39 protein-coding genes and 1 other RNA gene are annotated in these 24,607 nt (G+C 64.6%); all 40 read right to left on the bottom strand.

Going from position 1 to position 24,607, the window contains the following annotated elements; all coding sequences use genetic code 11:
* Position 1: 1 nt before the first annotated feature.
* Complete coding sequence (locus VQ065_RS27925; protein WP_003094574.1) at positions 2-958, bottom strand: hypothetical protein; 957 nt, start codon at positions 956-958, stop codon at positions 2-4.
* A gap of 6 nt (positions 959-964) precedes the next feature.
* A complete protein-coding gene (locus VQ065_RS27920) occupies positions 965-4,447 on the bottom strand; it encodes a tape measure protein (protein WP_003094573.1) in 3,483 nt (1,160 codons plus the stop codon).
* 148 nt (positions 4,448-4,595) lie between these two features.
* Entirely contained in the window at positions 4,596-5,090 is a 495-nt protein-coding gene (locus tag VQ065_RS27915; RefSeq protein WP_023108324.1) for a DUF6631 family protein, read from the bottom strand.
* Positions 5,091-5,093: 3 nt separating this feature from the next.
* Positions 5,094-5,864, bottom strand: coding sequence for a phage tail tube protein (locus tag VQ065_RS27910; protein WP_010791900.1), 771 nt, complete (start codon positions 5,862-5,864; stop codon positions 5,094-5,096).
* Between the two features lie 32 nt (positions 5,865-5,896).
* On the bottom strand, positions 5,897-6,076 hold the full coding sequence (locus VQ065_RS27905; protein WP_010791901.1) for a DUF7210 family protein: 180 nt from the start codon (positions 6,074-6,076) through the stop codon (positions 5,897-5,899).
* On the bottom strand, positions 6,064-6,537 hold the full coding sequence (locus VQ065_RS27900; RefSeq protein ID WP_003094566.1) for a phage tail terminator protein: 474 nt from the start codon (positions 6,535-6,537) through the stop codon (positions 6,064-6,066). Before VQ065_RS27900 ends, VQ065_RS27905 begins: the two co-directional genes overlap by 13 nt.
* Entirely contained in the window at positions 6,534-6,950 is a 417-nt protein-coding gene (locus VQ065_RS27895; RefSeq protein WP_010791902.1) for a gp436 family protein, read from the bottom strand. Before VQ065_RS27895 ends, VQ065_RS27900 begins: the two co-directional genes overlap by 4 nt.
* Complete coding sequence (locus tag VQ065_RS27890; RefSeq protein ID WP_010791903.1) at positions 6,947-7,114, bottom strand: hypothetical protein; 168 nt, start codon at positions 7,112-7,114, stop codon at positions 6,947-6,949. The genes VQ065_RS27895 and VQ065_RS27890 overlap by 4 nt, the downstream gene beginning before the upstream one ends.
* Positions 7,114-7,455, bottom strand: coding sequence for a hypothetical protein (locus VQ065_RS27885; RefSeq protein WP_003094561.1), 342 nt, complete (start codon positions 7,453-7,455; stop codon positions 7,114-7,116). The genes VQ065_RS27890 and VQ065_RS27885 overlap by 1 nt, the downstream gene beginning before the upstream one ends.
* Positions 7,456-7,521: 66 nt before the next feature.
* Positions 7,522-8,436, bottom strand: a complete 915-nt coding sequence (locus tag VQ065_RS27880) for a Mu-like prophage major head subunit gpT family protein (RefSeq protein ID WP_003094558.1) — start codon at positions 8,434-8,436, stop codon at positions 7,522-7,524.
* A 3-nt stretch (positions 8,437-8,439) separates the two neighbouring features.
* Positions 8,440-9,537, bottom strand: coding sequence for a phage protease (locus tag VQ065_RS27875; RefSeq protein WP_003094556.1), 1,098 nt, complete (start codon positions 9,535-9,537; stop codon positions 8,440-8,442).
* A 219-nt stretch (positions 9,538-9,756) separates the two neighbouring features.
* Complete coding sequence (locus tag VQ065_RS27870; RefSeq protein WP_031632011.1) at positions 9,757-10,005, bottom strand: winged helix-turn-helix domain-containing protein; 249 nt, start codon at positions 10,003-10,005, stop codon at positions 9,757-9,759.
* Entirely contained in the window at positions 9,968-10,270 is a 303-nt protein-coding gene (gene acrFgp36 / locus VQ065_RS27865; protein WP_016068584.1) for an anti-CRISPR protein AcrFgp36, read from the bottom strand. The genes VQ065_RS27870 and acrFgp36 overlap by 38 nt, the downstream gene beginning before the upstream one ends.
* Positions 10,267-10,464: a hypothetical protein gene (locus VQ065_RS27860; RefSeq protein WP_003094549.1), complete on the bottom strand. Its 198-nt coding sequence runs from the start codon at positions 10,462-10,464 to the stop codon at positions 10,267-10,269. The genes acrFgp36 and VQ065_RS27860 overlap by 4 nt, the downstream gene beginning before the upstream one ends.
* A gap of 110 nt (positions 10,465-10,574) precedes the next feature.
* Positions 10,575-11,042 (bottom strand): phage virion morphogenesis protein, encoded by a 468-nt coding sequence (locus tag VQ065_RS27855; protein ID WP_003094546.1) that lies wholly within the window; start codon positions 11,040-11,042, stop codon positions 10,575-10,577.
* A complete protein-coding gene (locus tag VQ065_RS27850; RefSeq protein WP_003094545.1) occupies positions 11,042-12,328 on the bottom strand; it encodes a phage head morphogenesis protein in 1,287 nt (428 codons plus the stop codon). The genes VQ065_RS27855 and VQ065_RS27850 overlap by 1 nt, the downstream gene beginning before the upstream one ends.
* Positions 12,328-13,908 carry a DUF935 domain-containing protein gene (locus tag VQ065_RS27845; RefSeq protein ID WP_003094544.1) on the bottom strand — a complete coding sequence of 527 codons (1,581 nt, stop codon included), beginning with the start codon at positions 13,906-13,908 and terminating at the stop codon, positions 12,328-12,330. Before VQ065_RS27845 ends, VQ065_RS27850 begins: the two co-directional genes overlap by 1 nt.
* 9 nt (positions 13,909-13,917) lie before the next feature.
* Positions 13,918-15,570 (bottom strand): phage terminase large subunit, encoded by a 1,653-nt coding sequence (gene terL / locus VQ065_RS27840; RefSeq protein ID WP_003094543.1) that lies wholly within the window; start codon positions 15,568-15,570, stop codon positions 13,918-13,920.
* Positions 15,571-15,805: 235 nt separating this feature from the next.
* Positions 15,806-16,057: a hypothetical protein gene (locus VQ065_RS27835; RefSeq protein WP_003094542.1), complete on the bottom strand. Its 252-nt coding sequence runs from the start codon at positions 16,055-16,057 to the stop codon at positions 15,806-15,808.
* The gene (locus tag VQ065_RS27830) at positions 16,057-16,557 is read right to left on the bottom strand and encodes a DUF1804 family protein (RefSeq protein ID WP_003094540.1); all 501 of its coding nucleotides are present in this window, start codon (positions 16,555-16,557) and stop codon (positions 16,057-16,059) included. The genes VQ065_RS27835 and VQ065_RS27830 overlap by 1 nt, the downstream gene beginning before the upstream one ends.
* An 8-nt stretch (positions 16,558-16,565) precedes the next feature.
* Complete coding sequence (locus VQ065_RS27825) at positions 16,566-16,754, bottom strand: hypothetical protein (protein ID WP_003094538.1); 189 nt, start codon at positions 16,752-16,754, stop codon at positions 16,566-16,568.
* A gap of 110 nt (positions 16,755-16,864) precedes the next feature.
* On the bottom strand, positions 16,865-17,266 hold the full coding sequence (locus tag VQ065_RS27820; protein WP_003094534.1) for a hypothetical protein: 402 nt from the start codon (positions 17,264-17,266) through the stop codon (positions 16,865-16,867).
* Complete coding sequence (locus tag VQ065_RS27815) at positions 17,263-17,505, bottom strand: hypothetical protein (RefSeq protein WP_003094532.1); 243 nt, start codon at positions 17,503-17,505, stop codon at positions 17,263-17,265. The genes VQ065_RS27820 and VQ065_RS27815 overlap by 4 nt, the downstream gene beginning before the upstream one ends.
* Complete coding sequence (locus tag VQ065_RS27810) at positions 17,505-17,921, bottom strand: structural protein (protein ID WP_003094530.1); 417 nt, start codon at positions 17,919-17,921, stop codon at positions 17,505-17,507. The genes VQ065_RS27815 and VQ065_RS27810 overlap by 1 nt, the downstream gene beginning before the upstream one ends.
* Complete coding sequence (locus tag VQ065_RS27805) at positions 17,921-18,343, bottom strand: hypothetical protein (RefSeq protein ID WP_003137288.1); 423 nt, start codon at positions 18,341-18,343, stop codon at positions 17,921-17,923. Before VQ065_RS27805 ends, VQ065_RS27810 begins: the two co-directional genes overlap by 1 nt.
* On the bottom strand, positions 18,336-18,683 hold the full coding sequence (locus VQ065_RS27800) for a hypothetical protein (protein ID WP_016068581.1): 348 nt from the start codon (positions 18,681-18,683) through the stop codon (positions 18,336-18,338). Before VQ065_RS27800 ends, VQ065_RS27805 begins: the two co-directional genes overlap by 8 nt.
* Positions 18,684-18,785: 102 nt before the next feature.
* A complete protein-coding gene (locus VQ065_RS27795) occupies positions 18,786-19,235 on the bottom strand; it encodes a Mor transcription activator family protein (RefSeq protein WP_003137290.1) in 450 nt (149 codons plus the stop codon).
* Positions 19,222-19,629: a gp16 family protein gene (locus VQ065_RS27790; protein WP_003094519.1), complete on the bottom strand. Its 408-nt coding sequence runs from the start codon at positions 19,627-19,629 to the stop codon at positions 19,222-19,224. Before VQ065_RS27790 ends, VQ065_RS27795 begins: the two co-directional genes overlap by 14 nt.
* Positions 19,626-19,922 carry a hypothetical protein gene (locus tag VQ065_RS27785; RefSeq protein WP_023108326.1) on the bottom strand — a complete coding sequence of 99 codons (297 nt, stop codon included), beginning with the start codon at positions 19,920-19,922 and terminating at the stop codon, positions 19,626-19,628. The genes VQ065_RS27790 and VQ065_RS27785 overlap by 4 nt, the downstream gene beginning before the upstream one ends.
* Positions 19,923-19,994, bottom strand: an RNA gene (locus VQ065_RS27780) — hammerhead ribozyme type II. It abuts the gene before it with no gap.
* The gene (locus tag VQ065_RS27775; protein ID WP_226342769.1) at positions 19,993-20,142 is read right to left on the bottom strand and encodes a hypothetical protein; all 150 of its coding nucleotides are present in this window, start codon (positions 20,140-20,142) and stop codon (positions 19,993-19,995) included. Before VQ065_RS27775 ends, VQ065_RS27780 begins: the two co-directional genes overlap by 2 nt.
* A gap of 122 nt (positions 20,143-20,264) precedes the next feature.
* On the bottom strand, positions 20,265-20,471 hold the full coding sequence (locus VQ065_RS27770; RefSeq protein ID WP_003094506.1) for a hypothetical protein: 207 nt from the start codon (positions 20,469-20,471) through the stop codon (positions 20,265-20,267).
* A 1-nt stretch (position 20,472) separates the two neighbouring features.
* On the bottom strand, positions 20,473-20,754 hold the full coding sequence (locus VQ065_RS27765; RefSeq protein ID WP_003094504.1) for a hypothetical protein: 282 nt from the start codon (positions 20,752-20,754) through the stop codon (positions 20,473-20,475).
* A gap of 2 nt (positions 20,755-20,756) precedes the next feature.
* Positions 20,757-21,065 carry a hypothetical protein gene (locus VQ065_RS27760; RefSeq protein ID WP_031641684.1) on the bottom strand — a complete coding sequence of 103 codons (309 nt, stop codon included), beginning with the start codon at positions 21,063-21,065 and terminating at the stop codon, positions 20,757-20,759.
* A gap of 1 nt (position 21,066) precedes the next feature.
* Positions 21,067-21,684 (bottom strand): DUF3164 family protein, encoded by a 618-nt coding sequence (locus tag VQ065_RS27755; RefSeq protein WP_023107237.1) that lies wholly within the window; start codon positions 21,682-21,684, stop codon positions 21,067-21,069.
* 13 nt (positions 21,685-21,697) lie between these two features.
* Positions 21,698-22,009 (bottom strand): hypothetical protein, encoded by a 312-nt coding sequence (locus VQ065_RS27750; protein ID WP_023107238.1) that lies wholly within the window; start codon positions 22,007-22,009, stop codon positions 21,698-21,700.
* Complete coding sequence (locus tag VQ065_RS27745; RefSeq protein WP_003099415.1) at positions 21,972-22,385, bottom strand: hypothetical protein; 414 nt, start codon at positions 22,383-22,385, stop codon at positions 21,972-21,974. The genes VQ065_RS27750 and VQ065_RS27745 overlap by 38 nt, the downstream gene beginning before the upstream one ends.
* A 100-nt stretch (positions 22,386-22,485) precedes the next feature.
* A complete protein-coding gene (locus VQ065_RS27740) occupies positions 22,486-23,121 on the bottom strand; it encodes a hypothetical protein (RefSeq protein ID WP_015984364.1) in 636 nt (211 codons plus the stop codon).
* A gap of 71 nt (positions 23,122-23,192) precedes the next feature.
* Positions 23,193-23,858: a hypothetical protein gene (locus tag VQ065_RS27735; protein ID WP_023107239.1), complete on the bottom strand. Its 666-nt coding sequence runs from the start codon at positions 23,856-23,858 to the stop codon at positions 23,193-23,195.
* Positions 23,855-24,607, bottom strand: a complete 753-nt coding sequence (locus VQ065_RS27730) for an AAA family ATPase (RefSeq protein WP_023107240.1) — start codon at positions 24,605-24,607, stop codon at positions 23,855-23,857. The genes VQ065_RS27735 and VQ065_RS27730 overlap by 4 nt, the downstream gene beginning before the upstream one ends.

The raw sequence follows: 24,607 nt of genomic DNA, 5'->3' as shown, positions 1-24,607 counted from the left end.
TTCAGTCCTTCCTGATCGCGTAGAGCCAAGGGTTACCGCTACGCCAAGCGGTTTGGAAAACGACGTGGTCCACACCGTCCTCGACAATCACGTCTTCAGCGCCCGAGTTGAGCGTCGGCACGTAGAAGGCGCCGTCGAAATCGCCCAGATAGCGGCGCCCCTCGGTTTCGCGGGTGACGAACTGCAAAGCTTTCAGCGGGAACTTGCTGAAAGAGTCGCGGAGCTGGTTGATCACAGTGTCGCTACCACCCGCATAGCGACCGCAGCCAAGCGGCAGCAGGGTCCGATTGCTGTAGTCGGACTCGTTGGCTGACCCACCTGCGACAGTGAAACCGAGCCAGCGCCCGGCGGGATCGCGGAGATAGCAACTGCGCTCGTAGGGGCTGCTGATGCCTCTGTGCCGGTCGCTGACGTCTGACCAGCGGGTGGCGACGTCGCCACGGTAGGAACCCACCACCGCCAGCGGGTACGGATACTGCGACGGCGGACAGGGTGGCAGGATGAAGCCGGCGCCGGCCGACTCGTAGATCGTCGAGACTTTTACGACCAGCCAGAACCTGCGGCCGTTGGCGAAGAACCAGTACGGCATGGGCTGATTCCACAGCAGCGCCTGAACCCGCGGGCTGTAGTTAGCAAACGCGGTCCAGTAGTCGCCGCCAGGCGGGATTGCTCCAGGATTGAACGCCGTGCCGCCCATCAGGCGAAGGTTGTAGTAGTCCAGGGCGGTATCGCCGTAGCTCTGAATCCCCATGTAGATGCTGTCGGTGCCGCCCAGACCTGGGGCGCGCAGGGTCACCTGGCGCACGGCGATGGCCGTGCCGGACGCGGGGATGGTGTTGTCGAACACCTTCTCGTAGGCCTGCCCAGCCGCGACCAGGTCGGGGTTCGCGGTGAGGAACTGGACGAGGCGCTCGACCAGGTTCTGGTGGTTCGTGGCGGTGCCGATTTCAGTAGCCATGAATTCCTAGTTTCCGAGTATTTGCTTGACGGCCTGGCGGTTCTTGTTCAGCCAGACGATGTAATGGTCGCCGCCCTTGCCGGCCCACATGTCGGCCGCCATCTGGTCGGGGTCTTGAACAGCATGGAGGTGGACCGCGTTGGAGACTGATGCGCTGAAGTTTTTGGAGGGCTCGGGCAGGTTCGCGCCGCCACGGACGGGAGCCGGCAGATTGGGAGCGGGAATGCCGATCTGTCCGCCGGTTGCGTGACGGACAGGGTTCGCCCAGCCGGCCAGCGCGGCCATGCCGTAGCGGTTGAACTGTTCGAGAAATGCCAGGGCGCCGGGCTGTCGTACAACTGCGGCGCGGGTCATAAACTCGTCGTTGGATGCCAGAATCGGAATACTGTCGCTTGTACCTGTTCCTGGTCCCTTGATGTGACCACCGGTGGCGAAACCGAACACGCCGGCGATGGAGGACCACCAACTGCCGCCGCCCGCCGCCGCTCCTGCCGCACCCGCACCACCCGCAGCAGCGCCCAGCCCTTGGACGCCATTGGCGGCTGCCAGCGACGCAGCGGCCGTCTGGATAGCAGCGGCCCCGGTCAGCAGCGAGGCGCCCGCAGTCGATAGGGCACCGGCCGACGCGGTCACAGCCGCCGCGCCGGTCGTCATGCTGGTGTCCTGCTGGCCGCCACCAAACAGCCCCATGATGCCGCTGGACAACGACTGCGCGAGGTTCTGCGCCGCCATGTTCACCAAGGCATTGAGTACAGCTTCACCCAGCGACGTGATGGCGTCGCGCAAGTCCATGGTCCCGGAAGCGAGCCCCTTGATGGCGTCGGTAAAGCCGCTGGTGAGGCCGTCCCGCAGGGTGGTTTCGAGCAGCGTCGTGGTCTGCTGGAGTCGCGCCGCCTCGGCGTCCAGTTGGGCGAGCGATTCGGCAGCGGCTCGGCCGACCTCGCCAGGCTGGCGGGCCATCTGTTCTAGGATCGGCCGAATCTGCTGGAGCTTCTCGTAGGTCGCTCGGTGAATGTCCAGGATGCGCTGCCGGGCGTCCATTTCGTTGATGACGCCGGCATCCTGCTGGACGTTAACGGACGACTCGGCCCGTTGCTGGTCGGCCAGCAAATCGTCCATCTGCTGCTTGACGTCATCCAGGCGGACCTTGGCCTCGGCGACGGGGATTAGCTTGTCGATCCAGGCCAGGCCGGCGTCGTTGCCCGCCTTCTCGAAGTCCCGACGCATCGCGTCAAATTTCGTCCGAATCTCCAGCAGCCCCGCGTCAACGGTGCGGCCGGTCGCCCGCAGATATTCGGCCTCCAGTCCGGCGTTGGTGCGCGCAGTGGCGTCGGCTTGCCGCTTCTTCTCGTCCGCCGCGAGGGCGGCAAGTGCTGCCGCTGCCCGAGCTTGGAGGGCTCCGGTCAAACCCTTCTCGGCCAGCTCGTAGGCCCGCACCTCTGCGCTGGTGAGACCCAGGGTGCGGGCTTGCTTTTCCAGCCCCGCAACATAGCCTTCCTGGCTCTTCGCCAACTGCTCAGCCGTGGAAGCTTGTTGTCGCGCACTGGATTCAGCCTTGCGCCGTGCATCCTCGCGGGCCTGGGCCGCCTTTTCGGTATTGGCCTTCAGGGTCTCCAGGCGGAGTATTTCGGCACTCTGCTCGGCATTGAGGTCGGCCCCGAACTGCTGGAGGCGACGGCCGGCCTTGCCCAGGACCGATGGATCTTCCAGGTCGGCGATGGCCAGGCGCAGGGACTGGATATACTCGGCTGCCTTGTCCGACCCTTTACTCAGTGCATCGCTGTTCTCATTGATGGCGGCAGTCGAACCCTCCAGGCGTGCCTTGAGTTCCGCATGACGCTGCCCCAACTCGGTAGCAGTACGGCCTGCCTCTGCCTGACCAGCCGCCATGTCCAGCAGCTTGCGCTTGAGTGAATCGGGAACAGCGCCGCTGGCAGCCAGAGAGTCCATCACCGACTTCCAGTCCACCTCCACGCCTCGCGCAGCGTCAGCCGACGCATCGATTAGAGGCTGGAGGGCCTGCTGTGCTTCGGCAGACGGGATACGATCCAGCCTGGCACCATAGAGGGCGGTGCTGGCCACCTCTCGCATTTCGCGGGCGGCTTCCACAGCCGTCTGCCGCAATCCGTCGATCTGCTCGGAAAGCCGGGTCAGTTCGCGATCTTGCTCAATCTCGCTCAGCTTACCCATGCGCTCGACGACCTGGTCCAGCGGCTCACTCAGGTCATCTAGGCTACTCTTGACCGCCTGGGCGCTATCGCGAAACAGGAAGAAGCTTGCCGCCGCTCCGGCCACCAGCATCGCGATGCCGGCCGGACCACCGATCACGGCCAGCATCCCGCGCATCGCGGTGCCGGCCGCCAACTGCGCAGCAGCAAGGCGCTGGGTCGCGGCGGTATGCGCCGCCTCGGCCGCCGCCGCCTGAGCATGGCTCACCGTCAGGCCCGCCTGTGCCCTGGCATTGGCCGCTGCCGCTGCCGTCGAAGCGACCTGAGCCTGGGCTGCCCGCAGTTCTTCAGCGGCTTGCGCCCGAGCGGCCAGCACTGCCGCCAGTTTCGCCTGGGTGGCCAGCGTTAGGCTGGCCACGTAGCGGGTCAGCCCCGCCACCGCCGCGACCCCAAACAGTTTGACGATAACCTCCATGTTCTCGGCCAGCACGTTCAGCGCCGAGGACACGCTACCGGTGATGTCATAGGTGCGGTTCAGCTCGCCCAGGTAGGCGCTCAGGGCGTTGTTCAGGCTGACCAGCGCGTCCTGGACCGAGGTGCCCATGTTGTCCGCCGCCTCGCGGTTCGCCGCCACGGTCTTGCGCAGCCCTTCATTCAGGTCACGCAACGACAGGCTGCCCTCGATGCCTAGCTTGCGGATTTCCTCGGTGCTCTTGCCGGTGGACTCTGCCAGGGCGTTCACCAGGCTGGGCATGGCGGCCATGATCGACTGCCAGGCGTCAGAGCTGACCTTGCCGGTCTGGATCGATTTCGAGTAGGCGTCGATGGCGCTCGCCGCACGGTCCGCCGACGCGGCGTTGGTTACCAGCAAGAAGGAAAACGAATCGGTGATGTCCAGCGCTTGTTCGGTGGTGTACCGCAACGACTTCAGGCTGTCGGCGGTGCGGATGTACAACTCTTGGGCTTCCGCCAGCGGCCGATAGGTGCGGCTGGCCGTCTCCAGCAGCCGGGCCTGCACTTGTTCATATTCGGCCGTGCTGCTGGTGACCATCTGGATGCGGTCGGCCATTTGCCCATATTGGTCAACCATGGTCACCAGGCCGCCCAGCGCACTCAAGCTAGCCCAAGCTCCGACAAACCCAAGCACCTGTGCGCGAAGGCTGTCCAACTGCCCACCCATCGCAGACAGCTCGCTCCTGGTCTGCACCGCCCCCCGGTCAACCTGCTGGAGGTTGCCCGTTAGTTGTCTGAGCGCGTTCTGCGCTTCAGCCAGGTCAGCCTGGATGCGTAGTGCTATCGAGAGTTGCTGATTAGTGGCCATCAGGATTCCAAATCGTTGAGGAAGGCGCTGGCGTCCTTGCCACCAGCCATTCCGAACATCACCGACCGAACGTGGCGCGCCTGTTCTCGCCGTTCAGCTGCCTGCGCTTCGTTCCAGTACAGAATCAGTTGCCGGCCGGTATAGGTGCCTAGGGTTTCGCGGCAGTGGCCGGCGCGGACGAGATCGGAGAAGACTCGGCTCCAGGGCGTCGGTTGCCCAATGCCATCGCCAGTAGGCGAGGCCGCCAGAGCCTTCGCACGAAAAAACCACTGTTCACCGTCCACCAGGTCAACACCAGTGCTTCGCCGTCGTCTGCCGGCAGCGCGTCCACCCAGTCCACGGATTGGCCGCAACTGATCGCGAGCAACTCGCGCAGCGCGTCGGCGTGCCGGGCCAGAGCGTCGAAGATGACGTTGATCGACTCAGGTCCGTCGAGCTGCTCCGGGGGAACTGCCGCCAGGGCATCGGCCAGCGGGGCCAACAGGTGGTTATGGCGCAGTTGCTCGCTGAAGGTCAGCTCGCGCACCGTCACCTCGACGCCCCCGATCGCCAGTTGACGGTCAGGGAACAGCACGCTCAGGCTGTCGTCGGGCGCCGAGTCGGCCGGCTGGCCGCGAGGGTTAACAGGCTTCTTCCTGGCCATGATTTACCCCAGCTGGATAATGCGACCGAAGCGGCCCAGGTCGCCGGTATCCGGCTTGCTGGTGTCCAGCAGGATTCCGCCGCTGATCTGCATACCGGCAACGGTGTTGCCGTCGCTGATCAATGCCAGCTCCTGAAGCGGATCGGTCGCGACCTTGAACAGCTCGACGATGACCGGCGCGCCGCCTTCGGCCAGGTTGATGCCCTTGTAGCGCAGGGCGATGGTCGGCTGCGGCGCGGTGAACATGCCCACCTGGCGAGTCGCCGCGTACTCATAGGCCGCCTTGAACGGCTGGGTCGGGGCCGGCGTCGGCAGACCCAGCAGTTGGACCTCACCGTAGGCGCCATCGGCTCGCAGGGCGTAATACTGCGGATCGAGAGGCGCCGGCGTGCTCGCGCTGTCGGTGATGACCAGCTCGCTGACGCCCGGATTGGCCAGGCGGATTACATCACCAGCCACCAGGTCGGCGGGGAGCGCCTCACCCGTCACAGAGCCGGCCGCCTTGGTCACGACCTTGCCATAGAGGGTGAGCGCCAGGTTATCCGGGTCGATGCTGTGCAAGGTCATGCTGACGGTGGCGGTCTTGCCGATGGGGAAGCTGCGGACCAGGGCTTTCTGGCCGCTGTAGCTTTCCTTGTGCTCGACCTTCTCGACTGCGAGCTGGATGCTCATGGCCGAGACATCCTGAATCCAGCGCCATTTGCCGAGGACGCCGTTGACGATAGGCGCGGCGTCAATCTCGCCTTGCCCGTAGAAATACGTTTCCTGTGCCATGTGAGGCCTCCGTAGGAATCAGATGTTGCGCGTTACTTGTCGCGTTTCTCGTCGGCCTTGGGCTCGGCGGGAATCTTGGTGATCAGTTGACGGCGCAGCAGGAACGCGGCATCGGCGCGGCTGACTTCGATCTCGTCGCCCTGCGCCACCGGCTTGCCCGCGTGGGTGTGGTTGGGGTTCTCAGCAGTGATCGTGACTTTTACGGTTTCCATGACTTGACCCTCGGGTAGACGAACCTGGCGGTGAACACCAGGGGGAAATAGAAGTAGCCGCTGGCGTAGGTGACAGGAGACTGTCGGGCGCTGCGCGCCAACGGCGCCACATCGATGGCTGGAGCCCATCCGGTCAGTGCCTTGACCAGCCGTCCCAGCAGCGGTCCTGCCTCTCGGCGCGCTCCTTCGCCGGAGTTCGACGAGTCGGCGTAATGCACCACCAGCACAACCGCCCACTGCTGGCCGATAGCCTGAATGGCGCGCCTGCCCCCTTGGTGATCCGCCCCGGTGCCTATCTCGTCGCCGAGATAGACGACATAGACGCTGGGGGCGGGCTGGTCCTGCTCACTCAAGGCCGCCAGATCGGGCACCCCGGAAACGATGGCCAGCCCAGGAACCTCTGAGCGGATACGCTCGATCAGCAACGGTTCCAGGAACAGGTAGTCGAACGGGTCGCTCACCAGTCGGCCCCCCAGTCGTTACGGCCTTCGCTTATCTGCACCGTGTTGGCTACGGGCGCCGGCTTGCCGTCAGCATCCAGGGCCAGACTCAACTTGCCGTTGGCGATGCCCGACAGCAGCTTTCGCAGATGCTCGGCCGTTTTGTAGACCGGGTTCTCTTCCTTTAGAACGATGTGCAGATTGGCGTAGGCCAGGCCACAGGCAATGCGCTTGAGCGCCGTTGGCACGCTGGCGAGCGGCAACTGGTATCGGCCGTGCAGATGCAGGTCGATTTCTGAGTCGGCGTCGGCGATGGCGCGATCCACGATCACCGTGTCGATGGTTGTGGCCGGTTTATTGACGCGGTCACTCACCTCGCGGATTTTCTGCTCGCTGTACTGCTCGATCAGGTCGGCCAGCGTGCAGTAGCTCACAGCTGCGACTCCAACTGTTCCAGGACGTCGAGCGCCTCGCGGCAGTCGGCGGCGACCTGGTGCTGTAGCTCCGCCTGAGCGGCTTCACCCTGAGCCTCGCTGATTGGCGCGTTGTGCTCGGCGATCTGCGCGGCGATGTCCAGGTGGGCAATGGCGTGATTCATCACTCGCCCTCCTGGTTGCCGGAAAAGGTGCAGCGCTCGACCTTGAGCAGCGGGTCCGACTCCAGAGCCTCCAACTGCTTGTCGCTCAGCACGCCTTCAGCGAAGCCTTGGCCTTCCTTGTCGAAGCAGAAGCCCGCTCGACAGCGGCGCTCAACGGTGGCCCGAATGAAGACGCCCTCGATCTCGTCCGAGGTGTTGGCTGGTTTGGCGGTGGGCGCCTCGGGTGCGGTGGACGAAGTGGCATCCGTGGAGCCCGGCAGAGCTTCGTCCTTGGGCTTTTCGGTCGCCGGATCGGTCTTGGATTTGGCGGTGGTCTTGGCCGCAGAGTTCTGGCGTGCCATGTCGTGTCTCCTGTAGCTGGAAGAAGGTGGCCATCCTTGGCCTGGCAGGCGTTCCGTCTGGGGCTATCAGTTGAGCCAGGCGGTATCGAGTACCTGGACCAGTTCGAAGTTGGGGTTGTCCGCGCCATTGGCCAGACGTTGCACCCCGACCACTTCCTTGGCCTTGGAGCGCAGAGTGGTCGGGACCACCAGCAGGTTCGGGCGAATGTCCAGCGGACGGCCGCCGTCGGCCTTCTGGTTGCGCATGGCGTCGTAAACTTTCTCGAAGTTCGCCTTGTTCAGCTCTTCGGTGGACATCGCTGCCAGTTGCCAGAAACCGAATCCGACATTGCAGCGGGAGCGCACGCCGTAGCGGTACTCGTCGGCCATGAAGACCTGCTCGTCGTCTTCCTTGGTCATCGAAGTGAACGACGGCTTCATGCGCTCCTGGTAGATCAACGGCTTGAGGCTGCGGCTGGTGTCGAGCAGATACCAGGCCGCCCCCGGATCAGCGGCCGGCGCGAACAGGTTGCTAACGGTGGTCGCCGTGCCGGTGCCATCCACGTTCGGATAGACCGGGTGATCGGTGTCGAAGAAGTTTTGACCGTCGTAGCAGAGATTGGCGTTGCCGGCCTTGAGCAGGGCGAAGACCAGCTCGTCGGGATGCGCGCCGGCAGCGCGCCCCATTTCCTGCATGAGCGGTCCGTAGACGCCGAGGTTGTCGTCCTCGATGTCGGTACGTTTTACGCCCACGGTCGATTCGAAGAGCTTGTTGGTGATCTGGTAGCCCTGGGCCGCCATGTCCTTGATGACACGCTGACCGATCCACTCGCGCAGCTTGGGGAACTGCCCCAGCCAGCCATAGGTGTTGCTGGCGGTGGTGGACGGAATCACCGTGGCAACCTGGAGGTAGGTGCTGGGTGCCGTCGCCAGGGCGTCCTGGAAATGCTTCTGGAACGAGGTTTTCAGTGCGCTAATCAGCGCCGGAGTAATGATGGCCATGGGTCAGGCTCCTTTTGCCTTGGCGTAGTCGGCGGGGCTGATCCCGGTCAGACGGGCGGCCTCCATCTCGGCGTCGGTGAGGTTGTGGGTGTCGCCCTCCGGCTGGCGGCCTTGCAGGCGGGTCAGCGCGGCAATCGGCGCGGCCTTGTCCAGGTACGCTTTGAGCTGGCCGATGTCCTTACCGCCCAGGTCGCGTGCCCACTGCTCCAGGGAGGGCAGCAGGCGACCGTCCTGGAGCGCAGCGCCGACCAGCTTGTCCAGCTCGCCACCATTGAGGCGTGCGGTCAGAGCGGCGATTTGCTCCTGGAGGTCCGTCACAGCTTCCAACGGCACGAACTTGGCCGGGTCGGGTTTCTGGCTCGGGTCGGCCTTCTTCAGTTGGCTGGTGGCGGCGGCGATCTGCTCGACGCTAGCGTCCTTGGCCAGGTCGAGGGTTTCGCGCAGCGTGGCCAGGCTGGCCGCCTGTGCGTCCAAGGCCGGCTTGAGCGCGGTCAGGGCGGCGATGGCTTCGGCCTCGGTCGCCCCTTCCTTGAGCGACAGCGCCTCGATGATGGCTTTCAGGAGTTCATCCACGGAGGTTTCCTCTTGGGTGGGGTAAAGGCCAAAGGTGGCCGCCGCTCGGCGGGCGAGCGGCTCCATGCCATCGATGGCGGGGTCGTTGGTGATGGCGCCCATCAGAATCGACAGGACCGTGCCGTCCGGGGCGTAGCTGAAGACCGGCGAGAAGTAGAGATACTCACCGTCCTCGATCATCCGTGCGGCGCGGGCGGTGTATTCGACACGGCCCCACAGGCCGGAGCCTTCGCGCCATTCGAAATCGAGGAAGCGGCCGGCAGCAGGCGCCGGCTGGCCGTTTTCCTCTTTCTTGAGGGTCTGGTGCTCATAGTCCAGGACAGGCGGTGTCTTGCGTGCCCTGGCCCGGTCGATCACGGCGGCGGCGCTGGCGGCATCGATCCGCCAGGCCGGCACGTCCATGGGGCGCCCGTCCGTGGGCCGGAACTCACCAGCTGGAGTGACTTGAATCCAGGCGCTGCCATCCTCCAGCTGGGGAAGCTGGAACGAGCAGGCGGCGATGGCAACGAGTAGGCGGTTCTTTTCCATGCCGCCAATGGTGGCGACGGTCGAGCGCGGCGGTTACGGGAAGGGGTTCAACGACTGCGGAAACCGTCCGGCGCCATCTTCTGGCCAAACCCTGGCACACGAATGGCGCTGGAGCGATTTCTAACGGGGTTCTAACGGGGTTAACGCACCGACTCTGATGCTAGGTAGCGACTAACCCCGTTTCGGCGCGTGTAGCGCGTTTGCGGGCGGATCAGGTGATCACGCAGATGGCGGGTCGTTCGCCAGGCACTCCAGGGCGAACTGGACGGTATACGGCGCGGGGCGGTAGCCCTCCTTGATGTCCTCGCTCAGGTAATAGCGCATCACCCTGTCACTGAGGCCGAGCAGCTCGGCTGCGCGCCGCTGGCTGATGCCGGCTTTCTTGAGCAGCCCGCGCAGGTAGCGCGGGTCTGGGTTGTGGCTGGAGGCGTCAGGCCTTGGCACGGTATTTCTCGGCTTCAATTGCATCATTGCGAGCGATGGCCACCAGGTCCTGTCGGCACTTCCACAGATACCCGAGCGCGGCGGCCATGGCTTCCTTCTCGGTCGGGTGAGTGGCGCCACGCAAACCGAAGTAACCATTCTCACCTTCAACCATCTCTACTCGGCCATGATGGAGGGCGCCACCGACTCCATTCTCATCGATTCCCCACTGCCACCCGTTGCTTACTGGGTCGATAACAACGTAGGTCTGGAGGTAACAGTCAATGTCTGTCTTACTGATGGTCATCATTCTGCCTCCTGTTCGCGGCGAACTTTCTGCGACTCGTCGATCAGAGCCAGCCATTGATCCTCGCTCAGGTCGTCAGTGTCTACCACGCATTCGCGGCTGAGCAGCCCCATCATGATACGTCCATCGAGTTCGTCAGCCTCCGAACCCATCAGTTCGGCCACTTCGTAGGTGGTGGTGTCGTTGGTGATTTTCATGGCTTCTATCCTTCTTGGCGCCTCGCCGTTGTGGCTGGCATGACGTTAGATTAGGCACATTGTGCCTAATTCGCAATAGGCACAATGTGCCGCTTGTCCGAAAGTGGCCACTACCGATTTCGGCTCAAGGCTGTTAGGACGATCTCCAGAATTGACTGCCGAGCGCCGGCCGCCAGTTGGCCGTTTTCGTCGAAAGGCAGATACCGCCGTGCAGGAATTTCGACCTGGTGACCCCGGCCGGCGTCGCCACCAAATTGGTGGATGGCCGCATAGACCAAGTTGGACCCGATTCCCGCCTCGTTGCGATCCGCCCAGGTCGTGACCGAGCGAGCCAGGGCGTTTGTGACCTGGAGGATCGGGTGTGGACCACGCCCCTTAGCCTCGCGAGCGGCGACAGTCACGGGGCTGAGCTGCGGCCAGCCCGGCCCCTCGTCCATAAAGGCGAACTCAGTTTCCGCGAGCAGCTCGGCAGCGATGCCACGCATGACCGGCAGCGTATCGGTCACCGAGCGCATCAGCAGCGCCAGGCGCTGGCGAACCTCCTGGTCGTCCAGCTCGACGTCGATCCTAGTTGTCACTAGCGCACTCTCCTGTAGCGGCCCGTCGCCAGGCCATCCTGGATGCTATCCATGGTGATTTCCATAACCTGGCCGACATTTTCCAGTTGGCCGGGCCCGTATATCTCGCCGCGCAGACGGATAGCCAGGGCCGCGCTATCGGCCTGGACGATGTAGACCAACGACTCGCTGCCGCGCTCCCACAGCACCAGGTCAGGCTGGGCGAAGCGCTGCGGCAGGCTGGCGAGCTGCTCGCGAGCGACAGCACTGTTGCGAATTGCGGTATCGCTGGTGGCGACCACGCCGGCCCGCAACTGGGCGCCCTGGGCTAGGGCGTAGGTGATATCGGTCGGATCGAGCACGCCGATGGACATGGTCTGCCCCTGGGGGGACGCGGCGCGATCTACGAAGGCCGCCCAGGCGCGCTGGCGGACCGGGTCCAGCAGCACACCCCGCACCTCGTCGATTGCGGCTGGGGCTCCCAGGGTGCGCTCGGCCTTGTCGTACAGCACCTGGTCCATCAGGTGACTCTGTACGGGGCTGCCGTCGAACCCGGCATCGGGGCGAAATTGGATCTTCCGCCCGGCCCGGTCGGTCGTCTCCAGGGTGGTCAGGGTCTGTTCGCGAATCTCCCCTGTGCGCCGGTCCACGCCGGTTTCGACGGTGACCTGGCCGGTCTTGCCCTGACTGGATTCGACGGTCAGGCCGCGACGGCGGACAGCGGCCTCCGTCAAGGCAACGATCCGGCACCGGCAGTTGTAGCCATTGGGCGGGGTGATGTGCTGCCAGATCGGATCGTCCCACCTGAACACTTTCCCATGCAGGGCGGCATGGCTGGGCCGGGTAACGCCATCCATCACCGCCACATACATCCAGTAAGGGTGGGTTTCCCTGGCTTCGTAGGCGGCCGCGTAGCGCCCTGCCATGTAGGCCGACTGCATGTTGGTCTGGTAGATGGTATCCAGGCGGCGCGGGCTGCCCAGTTGTGCGACCTCGGCGCCGCCATCCGGCGCGACTACCACCTGGCGACCCCACCAGCCCTTCGCCTCCAGGGTCGGCCGCAGGTTGCGCTTGAAATCTCGTAGCGTCTCGCCGCGCTCCAGGTTCTCGACCAGGGCGTCGCGAATGTCCTGGAGCACGTCCAGGCGTGCTGCTCTGGCAACGGTCAGAGCGCGGGCGTGGGTGGCCGCGTCAACGTCATGCCAGTTCCAAGTGATCGCGAAGCCCTTGCGCTCCAGATACTCGATAGCGGCGGCCGGCCGCAGGGCGAAGATGGCCCGCAGATCGGCTTCGGTCGGAGCGGCCATCAGTCGATCCGGTCCAGGTTGCCGTGGAGACGGCCCCAGGTATCGGCGGCGAACAGCAGCCGGTGGAGCGCGTCCGTCAGGGCGCTGTCATCCATGTCCGGGAACGCTTCGGCGAGGGCGCCGAGTAGTTCGGTTTCGCTGTCTCCGCGGTTGACCGCTTCCAGGAGCGGGGCGAGCAGGTCGTTGGCCTGGTTTTGCATGTCCTTCGCCGGCAGGTCAGCCAGCGCCTTGTCCAGCGCCTGCTGATCGCCATAGCGTGGGCCAACGATGGTGGCCAAGGCCGCCACCCGTTGTCCATGCTGTCGGCTCAGGATCGCAGGCTGCGCAGCCGAACGCAGAACTGGCTCATTCTTGGCAGGCTGCGGGATGCCGAGCTTGTCATAGACCCAGGCGCTGGGAATCTCCAGCCCCACGTTGACCAGCGCCGGAATCGACTGGGCCATGCTGGTGATGTCGGCTTGCTCGCGCAGGTCGAAGACTAGGCGCGGCGCCCGGCGCACGTCGGGACTACCAGGGCGATTCAGCACCAGGAGCGGCCAGAGCAGATCGCGGGACAACGTTGCCGCCAATTGGCGGGCATCGGATGCCAGCAAGTCGTGCCGAACCTCGTTATGTACCTGGCCCAGGGCAAAAGCGCCGCCGCCTGACTGGCTGGTGGTGCTGGTCAGGGTACCGCCCAGGACCGCCTTGGATATGGCGTCTTCGCTTTGCCGCATCATCGCCAGGAACGGCTCGCTGCTGCCCTGCGCCGCCTGCTGGAAGTCGATGGCCATGGTTTCGGGGATGATCCCAGCGGCAGCGTGACCCAGGCCGGTAACGGCCCGCAGCAAGGTTGCCTTTTCCTCGTCGGCAGTACCTGGCGGATATTTCCCCAGCCGGATCGGCAGGCCATAGATTTCCAGCATTTCCGCCAGGTCGGAGGTGGCGTAGTGGCGGAACAGGTACGGCCAGGCCAGCACGCGGAACAGGCCGCTGCGGGCCACATAGCCGGAGCGCGCACGCGGCCGGTGAATGATCCAGCCGAAGGGCTGCAAGGCTTCGCCGGCCGGGCTGTTGTCGCGCAGCCGCAGCTCGTTCTGGTCTTCGGGGTTGAGCTGGAACCAGCTCTGCGGTCGGTGGTGGAACGCCAGCGGCATCCACTCGCGCCCTTGTAACGCCCACTCCAGCTCGATACAGCTGTAGCCGTGGCCGATGCCGTCCAGCGCATCGAGCAGCAAGTCCTCCAGCCCTTCCAGGTCGAGCAACAGCTCGTGCAGGTAGTCGGCATCGGCTTTCTCGGCCGCCGAGGCGTTACGCGGGGGCTCGACCGCCCAATCCAGGCCAAGGATTGCGCGCTTTCGCTTGCTCATTTCGGCGAACAGGTGGGCGTCGCGTTCCTCCATGTCCATGAACAGTTCGGCTTGGGCTTGGAGGTTGCCCTGTTCGGCCTCGACCAGGATGCGAGCCAGCTTGGCCGGCGTCAGCCCTTTGGCCGGGTGCTGGGCGAACTCCTTCGCCAGGCCGGCCAGGCGCGAGGTCTGCGGCTCGCGCAACTGCTGGGTTCGGATCGGGTTACCGTAGACGTCAACGATTTGTGCCATGTGTAGTACCTACCATGCGCCGCCGAAGCGGCCGCCAGTGTCAAAAGAATCGTCAAGGCCGGGCGCGTATTCATGCCGGCGTTTGACCAAGGTCGCCTCTATCGGCGCGAACCCCGTGGTGGCTAGCATCCAGAGCATGTGCAGGGCGTCGGGGCCATCGTCGTGGTCTGCGGCCGGGAAGTGCCGCAGCTGTTGTTCCAGGACGGTCTGGCTTGGATGCAGACGGATTAGGCCGTTGGCCATGTGCGGCTGGAGGCTTTCGATGCGCAGTAGCTTGTCGGCGTGTGGCGTGATCGCTCGGGCAGGTACTGGGCAGCCAGCCTTGGCCGAGCGCTTCACCAGCTCGGTGCGCAGAAACTCCTGGAACTGGACCGCCTCAACGCCCCACACCAGGCAGTGATAGGCCCGCTGCATGGTGATGATGTCCTCGATGATCTTGTCCGGCAGGCGCTTGCGGATGGCAGCCTCGACCACGTCCAGGACGCCTGTTTCCCGATTGAACCCACCCACCAGGATGGCGCTGGGGTCGCGACTGGAGCCTTGCTTACCCAGGGACGGGTCGCACGCGCCGTAGAACATCCACTGCGCCAGGCGGTTGACCCAGAACGTGATGCAGGCGGCGAAGGGGGCGTTTTCGCCCTGGACAGGGTCGTTCTGCTGTTCCGAGTCGAACGCCGAGTGCCCATCGCGGGCACGTTTCACCATGAGTTTGTAGAGGGGCTGCCCATCCGGCCAGCAGATGATCGCGCCGTCCTCCATGGCGGCGACGCGTTCCTGGTAGAAGGCCAGTGCGGCGGCGCCCTCGTCGTCGGAGTTGAGCAGAAGTTCCTCCCACTTCTCCCACAGGTCCATGCGGTGCGGCCATTCGATGATCGCCTTGAACTTGCGCCGCTTCCACAGCGGGTTTTTCAGCAGGCGCGACAGGACCGAGTCGTAGTGAAGGATGGTCCCGATGATGATCACGTCCATGGTGTCGTCGGCCGAGCCGAGGGACAGAACGGTTTTCTTCAGCCAGTTTTCCAGCTTGTCGCGCTGCTCCGGGCTGCGGACGTTCTCGTCGTTCTCCAGGTCGTCGCCGATCACCAGGTCAGGACGGTGCGGGCCGTGTCGAAGGCCGCGCATCCGCTTGCCGGAGCCGAAGACCTGGACCTTGGCATCGTTCGCCGTAACGATGGTGCCGACCTGCCAGACGCGGCCCTTGCCGGCGCCCTGGGGGAAGTCCATGGCCAGGCGCGGGTTGAACTCCAGCTCCGCCTTGATCGCCTCCAACATCGTGGCGGCCTGTTCGAAGGCATCCATGATGATCAGGGGGTAATGCTTGCGGCCGGTGAGTACGCACCAGATCACGAATATCTGGCTCACCAGGGTGGACTTGGCATTACCACGCGGCGCCGCAATGGCTTCGTGCTGGCCGTCCGGGTGGTCCACCAGCTCGGGCAACCGCTTGTAGAGGTAGTCGTGGAGCAGCGCGTTACCGCGCTTCACGTAGTGCGGGAAGTAGGTCCGGGCGAAATACTCATAGTCCGCGCTGGCCCGTTCACGCCGGGCGGCGCTGGCCTTCGAGTCGGGGTCGAAACCTGCGACCTCGGCCTCGATCTGGCGACGGAACTCTCCCGCAAGCTGGGCGATGTCCGCCAGGAAGTCCCTGGTGCTACTCTTCATGGCTTCTAACCAACGCTAGGAGCGTCAAGAATGACTGGTCCGAAAGTATTCGGGGTGGAAGAGGTAGAGGCGATAAAAGAGCGCGATACGCTCATTGCCGCCGTACTACGGGGGCTGATCTCGGTCGCAGAAGTCATGTCTGCCAGTGAAGAAGGCAGGAAGGCTTGGGAAGAAAGCCTTGAGCGTAACTTCAGCCGCGTCCCTGACCATGTAGACCCGGAGGTTTTCCACATGGTCAAGAACCGGCTTCTGGGAATACTGCCCGACCCAGAAGACTCTTAAGGTCAACCCTGTTCGTGACGCTCACCACCTTTGCCGTGGTGGGCACTTCTTTCGCCAGAGCATCCAGATAACTGCCGACCAGCTTTCCGAACAGTATCGGCGCGCTGTCCTCGACAACCAGGTTCTTGCATTCGTTCTGCCGCAGCTCCAGCAGACGTACCGTCATATCCGCCAGAACGGCCAGGTTCTCCGGGCTCATCGACATTATCCGATCTCCTTTGCAATGATTTCACCGAACGGCTCCAGCACCTCGGCGAATGCCTGGGCGTGCTGCGGGAACCGCTCACGGATGAAGCTGGCCAGGCGCTGGAGCACTTCCATCGCGGTGGCCAGCGCTGATGTCTCGGGCAGAACACGTTTGGACGCGCTGACCGTCTTGTTGTAGGCATCGGCCAGGCTGGCGAGCAGCTGCACCTTCACGGCGGGCTTGATTTCCGCGTCTACCTGGATGGCTTCCATCGTGGCCTGGAACTGAGTCACCAGGCCGGCCAGCACCTGGCGCGCCACGTCCTCCAGCCCACCACCGGCCAGCAACTGCGCCGATTGCGCCTTGTCCCAGTCGTCCCCCTCGGCTTCCGCCTGCTGTTTCCAGCGGCGGGCGGTGCCGTAGGAGACGCCGAACATGGCGGCCGCGACCTCAAGGGACTGCCGGTCGAGGACATAGGCGCGGCGCAAGGCGTCGCGGGTTTCCTTCGGGTGCGCCATGGACTACCTCAGATACCGAGCTTGATACGCGCCGCGAGCAGGCCGCAGGCAACCAGGCCACCCGCCAGCGCGCCGGCCGCCGAGCCGTACAGCACGGCCTTACGCTCGATCTGCGGGAATCGGTCCTCGAAGCGCTCCAGGCGGCCGTCGATGCGTTGCAGCAGTTCGAACTCGGGAGAGGCTTTCTTTTCGGTCATCGGATCAGTCCTTTTGAAGGTGTCGCACGGTGTCCCAGTGCAGGCCGGCGCAAACGCCGTATTGGTCGTAGAGTTGTTTGAGGGCAATTGCGGTGGCATCGGGGCTGTCATCAGTCACCGCCACCGGGGTCGGGCACGGTTGAGCCAAGGCCGCCGGTAGTGGCCTTGGCGGCACGTTGACGGGCGGTTTCGAGCTGCTGCATGACGCCAGCAGGAAAGCGGCAGGCAGCGCGATCAGCAGCGGTTTCGGCCAGGGCATGGCGAAGCTCCCGAGTAGTTTGTTGGTCGCTGTCGGCCCGCTTGGCCAGGCGCTGGAAAAGAGCCGCGCTGGTGTCCTGGACCTTCGTCAGTTGTGCCGCCGATTGCTCCAGGACGTCGCGATATGCGCGGGTCTGTGCGTCGGCGCAGGCGGCGCGCCCATCGGCCAGGCCAGCCTCGCGACCGCCCCACCAGCCGGCCGTCCAGACCATCACCAGGAGCACAAAGACAATCAGGCCGACGCGCCAGGTCATGGCGACTTCTCGACGCTGAGCTGGACTTGGTAGGACGCAACGGTCTGCATGAAGCCGTAGGCGAACGCCCCTCCCAGGCCATAGGCGAGGCCTGCGGCACCGATTGCCATGAAGACCAGAACCACGACGCGGGCCAGCAGGTCGCGGAGATAGAGGCGTATCCAGAGCCACCGGTTGGCCGGGTCTTCACGGCAGATCGCGAACAGATCGCTGAGGCTGATTCCGCTGGGGCGTTGCATCACAGCACCTCCCGCACGGCCTGGGCGATCTGCTCGGCGCTGTAGGGCTGCTGCCCGTTTTCCTGGTGAATGATGGCGGTCACCAGAGCGACCAGGGTGGCCTGGTCCAGGTGCAGGCTGGCCTGCGGCGGAACTCCCATCGCTCGGGCCACCGCCGAGGCATAGGCGCGGGTGTTGTTCTCGTTCGACGGCGCCCAGCGTGCGATCAGCGATTCGACGGTGCGCAGGCCATAGACCTTGCGGTAGTTCAGCAGCAGCTTGGCCAATGCGCGGGTGCCGTTATGCGCCGTGTCGAAACGACAGAAGCGCGGTTCGATCTGCGGGTCGTGGGGGAGTTGACCCTGCCAGTTGTTGCGTGCCGACCAAACGATGTTGCCGGGGTTGTTGTTGCGGATGCCGCGAGGTTGAAGGGCCATCAGGTGTTCTCCAGTTTGCGTTTTACCCACTGGGCGAACGCGCCCAGCCATGAATCGCCGTCCCGCTCAAACAGGCGCAGGGCCGCCCCGATCAGCCACCAGGCGGGCAGACCGGCAATCACCAGGAGCGGAGCGGAAACGAACAGCAGGCCGACTGCCGGCTCTAACTGGTAGAGCCCGGCCACCACCTGGGCGGACTCGAACAGCTCGGGGCGGTTGGAGTGCAGGTAAACGACCAGGATCGGGCCGAAGACGCTGGACGCGACGATGGTGCAGAACAGCCGGGCAAACCCCTCTTTCATGGTCCTGGGCCACAGGACCAGGAAGCCCAGGGCGGCTGCCAGGGCGCCCGCGCTGATATGGATGCCAAACATTTTCAGCAGCGCGGCGCTGCCGGCCGAGGTGGATGCGGGATCAGGCATTTGGTGCTTCCGTTGCGAGCGCTGCCCGAATTGCGGATAGGTGCGCATTGCCTACCTCCGGGGCGGACTTGGTGTAGTTGGATATGCGGAAATCGGTGTCGGTGACGCGGGGAGCTGGAGGCGGGCCGCGCCGGATCGACTCGGCGCGGTGGTCCATCATCTGGCGATACGCCTTGACCTTCGCGAAGGCGTCCTCGACGTGCGCCCGAACAAGTGGCTGCCAGTTGACCGGGCAGGCTTCCAGCAGAGCGTTACGACGCTCGCGGCTGGGCTCGGCCAGGATGGCGGCGGCGTAGTCGCGGGGGCTGCGTAGAGACGTTGGGGGGCTAGATGTGCTCATGCCGCCATCCTGGCGGCGAGTGCGACGCGGGATTAGCGGAAGGGGTTCAACGGCTGAGACAGGATCGGCGCGGAGACGCCGGCCGGGGCGTTGCGCCCCGGCTTAGTGGAACAGGGTGGATTGCTGCGGTGCCGGCTCGCTCGGCCGGTTGACAATCTCCCATATCCAGCGGTCGGACAGGTTGTACTTGCGGGCAAGATCGCTGAGCAGGCTACGGGCGGTTTGCCCATCACGCAAGCCCTGTTCGAAGCGCTCGACGATCTCCAGGTCGCGCCACCGTACCAGCGCCTTGTGGCAGCGAGCCACGTAAATTTCTTCGCCCCGATAGTGCGTGTGAAGCTGCTCCTCGATGTCGCTGCCCACCAGTTCGGCCAGCGCAGCCCGGCGCGCTTCGCCTCTCCGCGCCCGGCCCTCGGCTATCCGCCAGGACGTGCCGCCGAGTTGCTCGACCACCACCAGGGTGGCCGGCAGCCCGATGCGTCCGGCCATGTCGCGGACGGTATCCGGCAGCATGTCCTGGACCTCCCGAAGATCCACCTCAGACCTGCTCATGGCGGCTCCTGTCGATGATAAGCGCCTGCATCAGCCGGTAGAGCTGGCTGTCGTCCAGCCACTCGACCCGCTCGACCTGGAACATGCGCCGGGCCATATGGTCGGCGTAGCTCCAGGGGCGATGGGCGCTGGCCAGGAGCGCGGTGATTTTGCGCAGCACGGTTTGCCGGTTTTGCGGCACTTTTGGCGTCGCCCGGCCCTGCCGGTTGCTCTTCGGTTTCCAGCCCAGGCGCTGGAGTTCGACAAGTACGTGGTCGATCTGGCGCGGCCCTAGGTCCTTGGCCGAGCGCACGCCCGCGACGCGAGCGAGCAATGCGCGATAGGTGTCATCGTCCATGCCCAGCTGGGCCTTGGCGATGTGGATTTTTGCGAGGTTGACGGCGCGTAGGCTCATCGCTTGGTCCTCCCTGGATGGTTTCTCTTTTGGATCAATTCGGCAAAACGTGACGCGTCACGCTCAGCAATTTCGGCAACGTTGTGTAGGAGCAAGGTGACCGCCTCGGCCGGCTCGGCGAAGCCACCGGCCGCGCAGATCAGATCGAGTGCATCCGCCGTTCCCTGGTACATGTCCATGTTGAAGCGGCGACCGCCCAGCGCAGCGCGGCGCAGGGCATCGCGCTCGCGCTTCGCCCGTTGGCGTTCCCGCGCCAGGCGGCGCTGGCGGTCTGTCTTGGTTTCGTTCGTCATGGGTGGCTGCTCATCAGTACCGGACCACCACGTCCGGCAGACCGTCCCGGCCAGGCCGGGGCGGTTTCGCTCAGTGGACGGTGCGGCTCTTGGCCGTGGTGTAGTGGATTTCCTGTTGCGGTTCCTCGCCGCGAGCGCGGCGTGCCAGGCACTCGTCGCAGGCGCAGGAAACGGCGTTACCAACTCCGTTCTGCTTTGCGAGTTCTCGGCCGAGGGACATGGTCTATTGCATAAGGGCGTAGGCGATCTTCGATGCTTCGGAGTCGTGCAGCGGCGGGCCTTGCATGGAGAAATCTATTCCGCCTTCGGTGTCGCTGAGGGTGATGGTGTATACGGCCATGGTTATGCCTCCTTCTGTGCGGATGCCTGCTTTTCCAGCTGGCGGATGCGGGTGCGAATTTTCTGCTCGACGATCTTCTGGAGGCCGGTGACCGCGAGCGCAGCGCGGCATTGCTCCAGGTCGAAGCCGGCAACGGCGCGGAGACGGCTATCGACGTCTACGGCGCCATAGCTCTGTCCGGGATGATTGAAGGGGTTGGACTGCTGCATTTCACACCCCCAGCGCACGGAAGCCAGGCCGATCCTGCTGGCCCAGGGTCTGGATGTAGCGGGCGATGGAACCCAGGTTCTCGCGGTCGGTGGCGTCGGGGCTCACACCCGGTACGCGCCGGGCGACTTTCTTGCCGACCTGGTGCGGCTCAGCGGTTGCAAAGACCGCCGCCCGCACGCTGGCCAAGTCGCCCACGGCAAGGGCGAAGTAGCCCTCGCCTGGGTGTTCCTCCCGCAGCTCGATCAGGCCGTCGATGCGGCACATGGCGAACGTCTTGGTCATGATCAGAGCCCCTCCAGCAGCCGAATGGCATCGTGCGTGACCTGGGCCGGAGACTTCCGGCGAGCGCGTGGTGTAGCTGGGGCCGGCTCGGCCTGCGGCATGACCAATTGACTGGGGCGCACTACCGTCAACTCGACTTCCGGCGCTTCGCCGACGGTGTACTTGAACCCAGCTCCAGAGGCGTAGTCGGCCTGAACCTCTGCGGCTCGACTCATGATGTCTATCAGCTTGAGTGCATCAGCCTGGGGTAACAGGAAACGCTGATAGTCCAAGGTGACGATGCACAGCTGTTGCGCGCGGTTGCGGGCCATATCACACCCCCGCCATATCGAGGCTGATCTGCTGGTACTGGTCGCTGTCGCCGACCCGTTCATAGACGCGGATGTAGGCCTTGGAACCCACCGCCTGGCAGGCGTCGCCAATCGCATTCATGGCTCGCAGCCAGCGCTCGTCTTGGATGTCCAGGCGGCGCAGGGCGAGCACTCGGGCGGTACGGATTTCGCCCTTCGTGTCAGTGCGGAAAGCGTTGGTTACCAGGGTGACCACTTCGGGCCTGGCGCCCTGGGTCCAGTCGCGAAGGCATTCCTCGATCAGCTCGCGGGCGGCCTGGATACGCTCGTCGAACTGGATGGTTTCCTGGATCGCTTTCTTGATCATGTAGCGGCCATCGAAGCTCAGGAGGGAGACGTTCCCTTTCTTGCCTCCAAGCTTGGTGCCGTACTGCTCGACCGACAGATCGACGAAAGCGTCGATGTCGCCGAACGCGGAAGCCTTGAAGCGGGCCAGCTCGCTCTGGACTGCCTTGGCCTTGCCCACCAGCTCCATAACCAACTGGTCGCGGGCCAGGTCAACGGGCTTGATGGTGGCCTCCGGGATCAGGCGCTTTTGCCCGTCCATCCGGTAGCCCTCGGGGATATGTACGTCGTTCATGGGGTAGTCCTTTTCAGTGAATTACGGGTTTGCTGCCGGCGAAGTCGCGGTAGCTGATCGGTTCGCTCCAGGCCAGGGTGATGCCCTGGAAGCGGGTGATATAACGGGTGCTGCCGGCCGAGGCGTCACGCTGGAAACCCATCAGGTAGCCTTTCTCCAGGAGCTGGCGGGCGTCATCTGCGGCAATGGTCACGCGCCCCTCTGTCGGCTCCAGGCGATGCAGGCGAACCCCCATGCGCTGGAGCAACCGGGCGGCATCGTTGAAGGTGCGCAGGCTCAGGGCCAAGTCAGGCGTCAAGACTTTCAAGGGCAATGCGGTTCTCATGGCCTTGTTCCTCTCGTTTCATGGGGGCGGTATGCGGGTTGCGTGGACAGGCGCGGCACGCTTTCCAGCAGCGCATCGCGACGGGGTTGTTCAGCGGCGCCGGCCGCTGGAGGTACTCGCTGCACTCGACCGAGGTCACCGCCTCGCCCAAGGCCGGGCACTCAATACGGCTCAGCGCGGCCAGGACGCGGCGCTCGACGCGGATCGTCGAGGGCGACGGGTAGCGGTTGGCGAGGATGGTGCTGACGGTCGAACGGCTCATGCCGATTGCCTCGCCGGCTTTCGTCTGGCTGCTGCGGGCCACCTCAGCGGCGAGCAGCTGGACGAAGACAGGCGGACGCTCGCCCCAGGCCGACAGATCGATTGCGCGTTCCATCAGCACCCCCACTGCCAGGCAATGAGGCGGCGGCCGAGCATCAGGGCATCACCGGCCAGGATCAGCAGTAGGCCGAGGGCCAGGAAGATGCCGATGGGGATCAGTGTTCGGCGCATGGCGGCACCTCCTGGCTCAGCAGTGAGGCCGCCCGGTCCAGGCGCTCCCCCTGAACGCGTTCCTGCATTGCAGCGGTTTGACGCTCAAGGTGATTGATAGCCCCCTGGTGCGCCTCCTGTTTCCAGGGATGGCTATCAGCGACCTTCCTTCCACAAGGATCGCTGCGCACGGAGGCAAGGGCCTGCTCCAGAGGCATTCCCTTGGCCAACCGCATGCGCACGGTGGCGGCGGTGACCTGGCCGAACTGGCTCACCAGCTCCGGCAAGGTGGCTGTTACACCAAACGCGGTGTAGCGGGTGTGTTTTGCCATCGCGGCGCGCCTCGCCGCGACAATCGAGCGCAGACGCCCCTCTGTCATCGGACACTTGCGTCCCTTCTTCTCCTGGTCAGCGCGCAGGCGGTCCCACGACTGACAAGGAGGCACCCAGTCCATTTCTGGCAGGAGTTCCAGGAGTTCCTTAAACTTCCGCGACTGCATACCCAGGGCCTTACTCACGGCCCGACGACTGAACCCACGGCTCGCCATGTCGCGGATGTACTCCTCAATGTTCGTAGTGCCGCGAAAGTGGCTTGTGCTAGCCTTCGCGGCGCTACCGCCTTGCTGTGCATGCATTTGCATGGCTCCTCTCCTTCCGGGTGGTGGTAGGTGTCGAGGGGCGGCCACCCCTCGGCACCGTCTTCATCACGGCTTCAGCCGCCTGATTCGTTGTTTTCTTCGGTATCCGCCACGCCAGCCTGGGCAGCGCCCCGCGAACGACTCCGGTTGTGCTGGTACTCGCCGTGCGAACTCCACATGACCTGGTCAAGGTTCGGGTCGTAGACCTGGCGGCGCGTCTCGCGCTGGACGATGGGCGGCCGAGGGCCGGTGTAGCGGCCTGGCTTGAGGGCGTAATGGCGGCCGTTGCGGGTCAGGTATCCGGCGTTTTGGAGGTCGATGAAGTAGCGCTGAACGGTGCTGGGCGAGACGGTCGTGCCCGAGGCCGCCACCGATGCGGCGATCTGCTCCGGGGTCGCTGGACCGAGGATTCGCAACGTCCGCCAGACCGCCTCGGTGGTGTATCCCTGCTGGGATGGCTTGCCATCGGCGTTCAGGTTCGGTGCCTCGACGCCGTTGTCGCGGATCAGCTGAAACACGACCTCTTCGCCGCGCTTGAATCCGCGGATCGCCTCGACGTAGCCGCCCAGGCGCAGGCAGGCGACATACTTCTCGACAGTCTTGTCGTGCTGGTTGGAGCGGCGCGCCACGCGGTAGACGGTGAACTCTTCGCGGTTGGCCCGGATGACTTCCCACATCTGCTGGCGGGGGCTCTTGCCCCCGACCATGGACAGGTGAGCCGGGTTTTTGCCGAGGCTCATTTCGAAGTCCTCGGGCTCGGGGCCGCACCGGTGTACAGCTCCAGGTTCAGGCGCTGGAGGTCGGCCAGTTCCAGCTCGCGCCGGCCCTGAACGGTGGCGGCCTCGGCCAACTGCTCCAGGTTCACCGCGACGCGACGGACAGAGCCCAGGGACTTCTTCACCAGGTGCGCGAGCAGATCGTCAGCGATAGCCACTCCGGGGCTGTAGACCGGCGCCAGGTTGCGGGCGTCCTCCAGGGACACTGGCTGGGCCGGAACCCAGCTCAGCACGCGGCCATGGAAGCGTTCGAACTTCTTCAGCTTGGTCGGCAGCATTTCCTCGCCGATCAGCAAGATGGAGGCTTGGCTGGACTCGTACAGGTCGCGAATCAGCTCGACCTGGCCAGAGGCGACCAGGTGGTCCATTTCGTCGATGATCAGCGGGCGGCCGCTGGCGGCCAGTTCCTCGGCTATCTGGTCGGCCATTTCCGGGATCGTGCCGGCCGGCTTGATGCCCATTTCGCCCAGGATCGACTTCAGCGTGTGCTTGCGGGTCCAGACGCTTTTGGCCTGGACGTAGTAGGCGCGGCGGCGATTGGCGACCCAGGCGGCCGAAACGGATTTGCCGAAGCCGGACGGGCCGTAGAAGCAGACCAGGCCGGGCAACGTGGAGGTACGCGACAGCGCTTTCTCCAGGGCGATATCGCAAAGGGCGATGTTGGCGATGTCGGCCATGCCATTGGCCAGTTGGGTGGTTTTCGGGGTGGTCAT

Source organism: Pseudomonas sp. KBN10P06128, from assembly GCF_037574945.1.
Classification (GTDB): domain Bacteria; phylum Pseudomonadota; class Gammaproteobacteria; order Pseudomonadales; family Pseudomonadaceae; genus Pseudomonas; species Pseudomonas aeruginosa.
The sequence above is the reverse complement of the archived record's forward strand: the minus strand, read 5'-3'. Positions and strand labels throughout refer to the sequence as shown.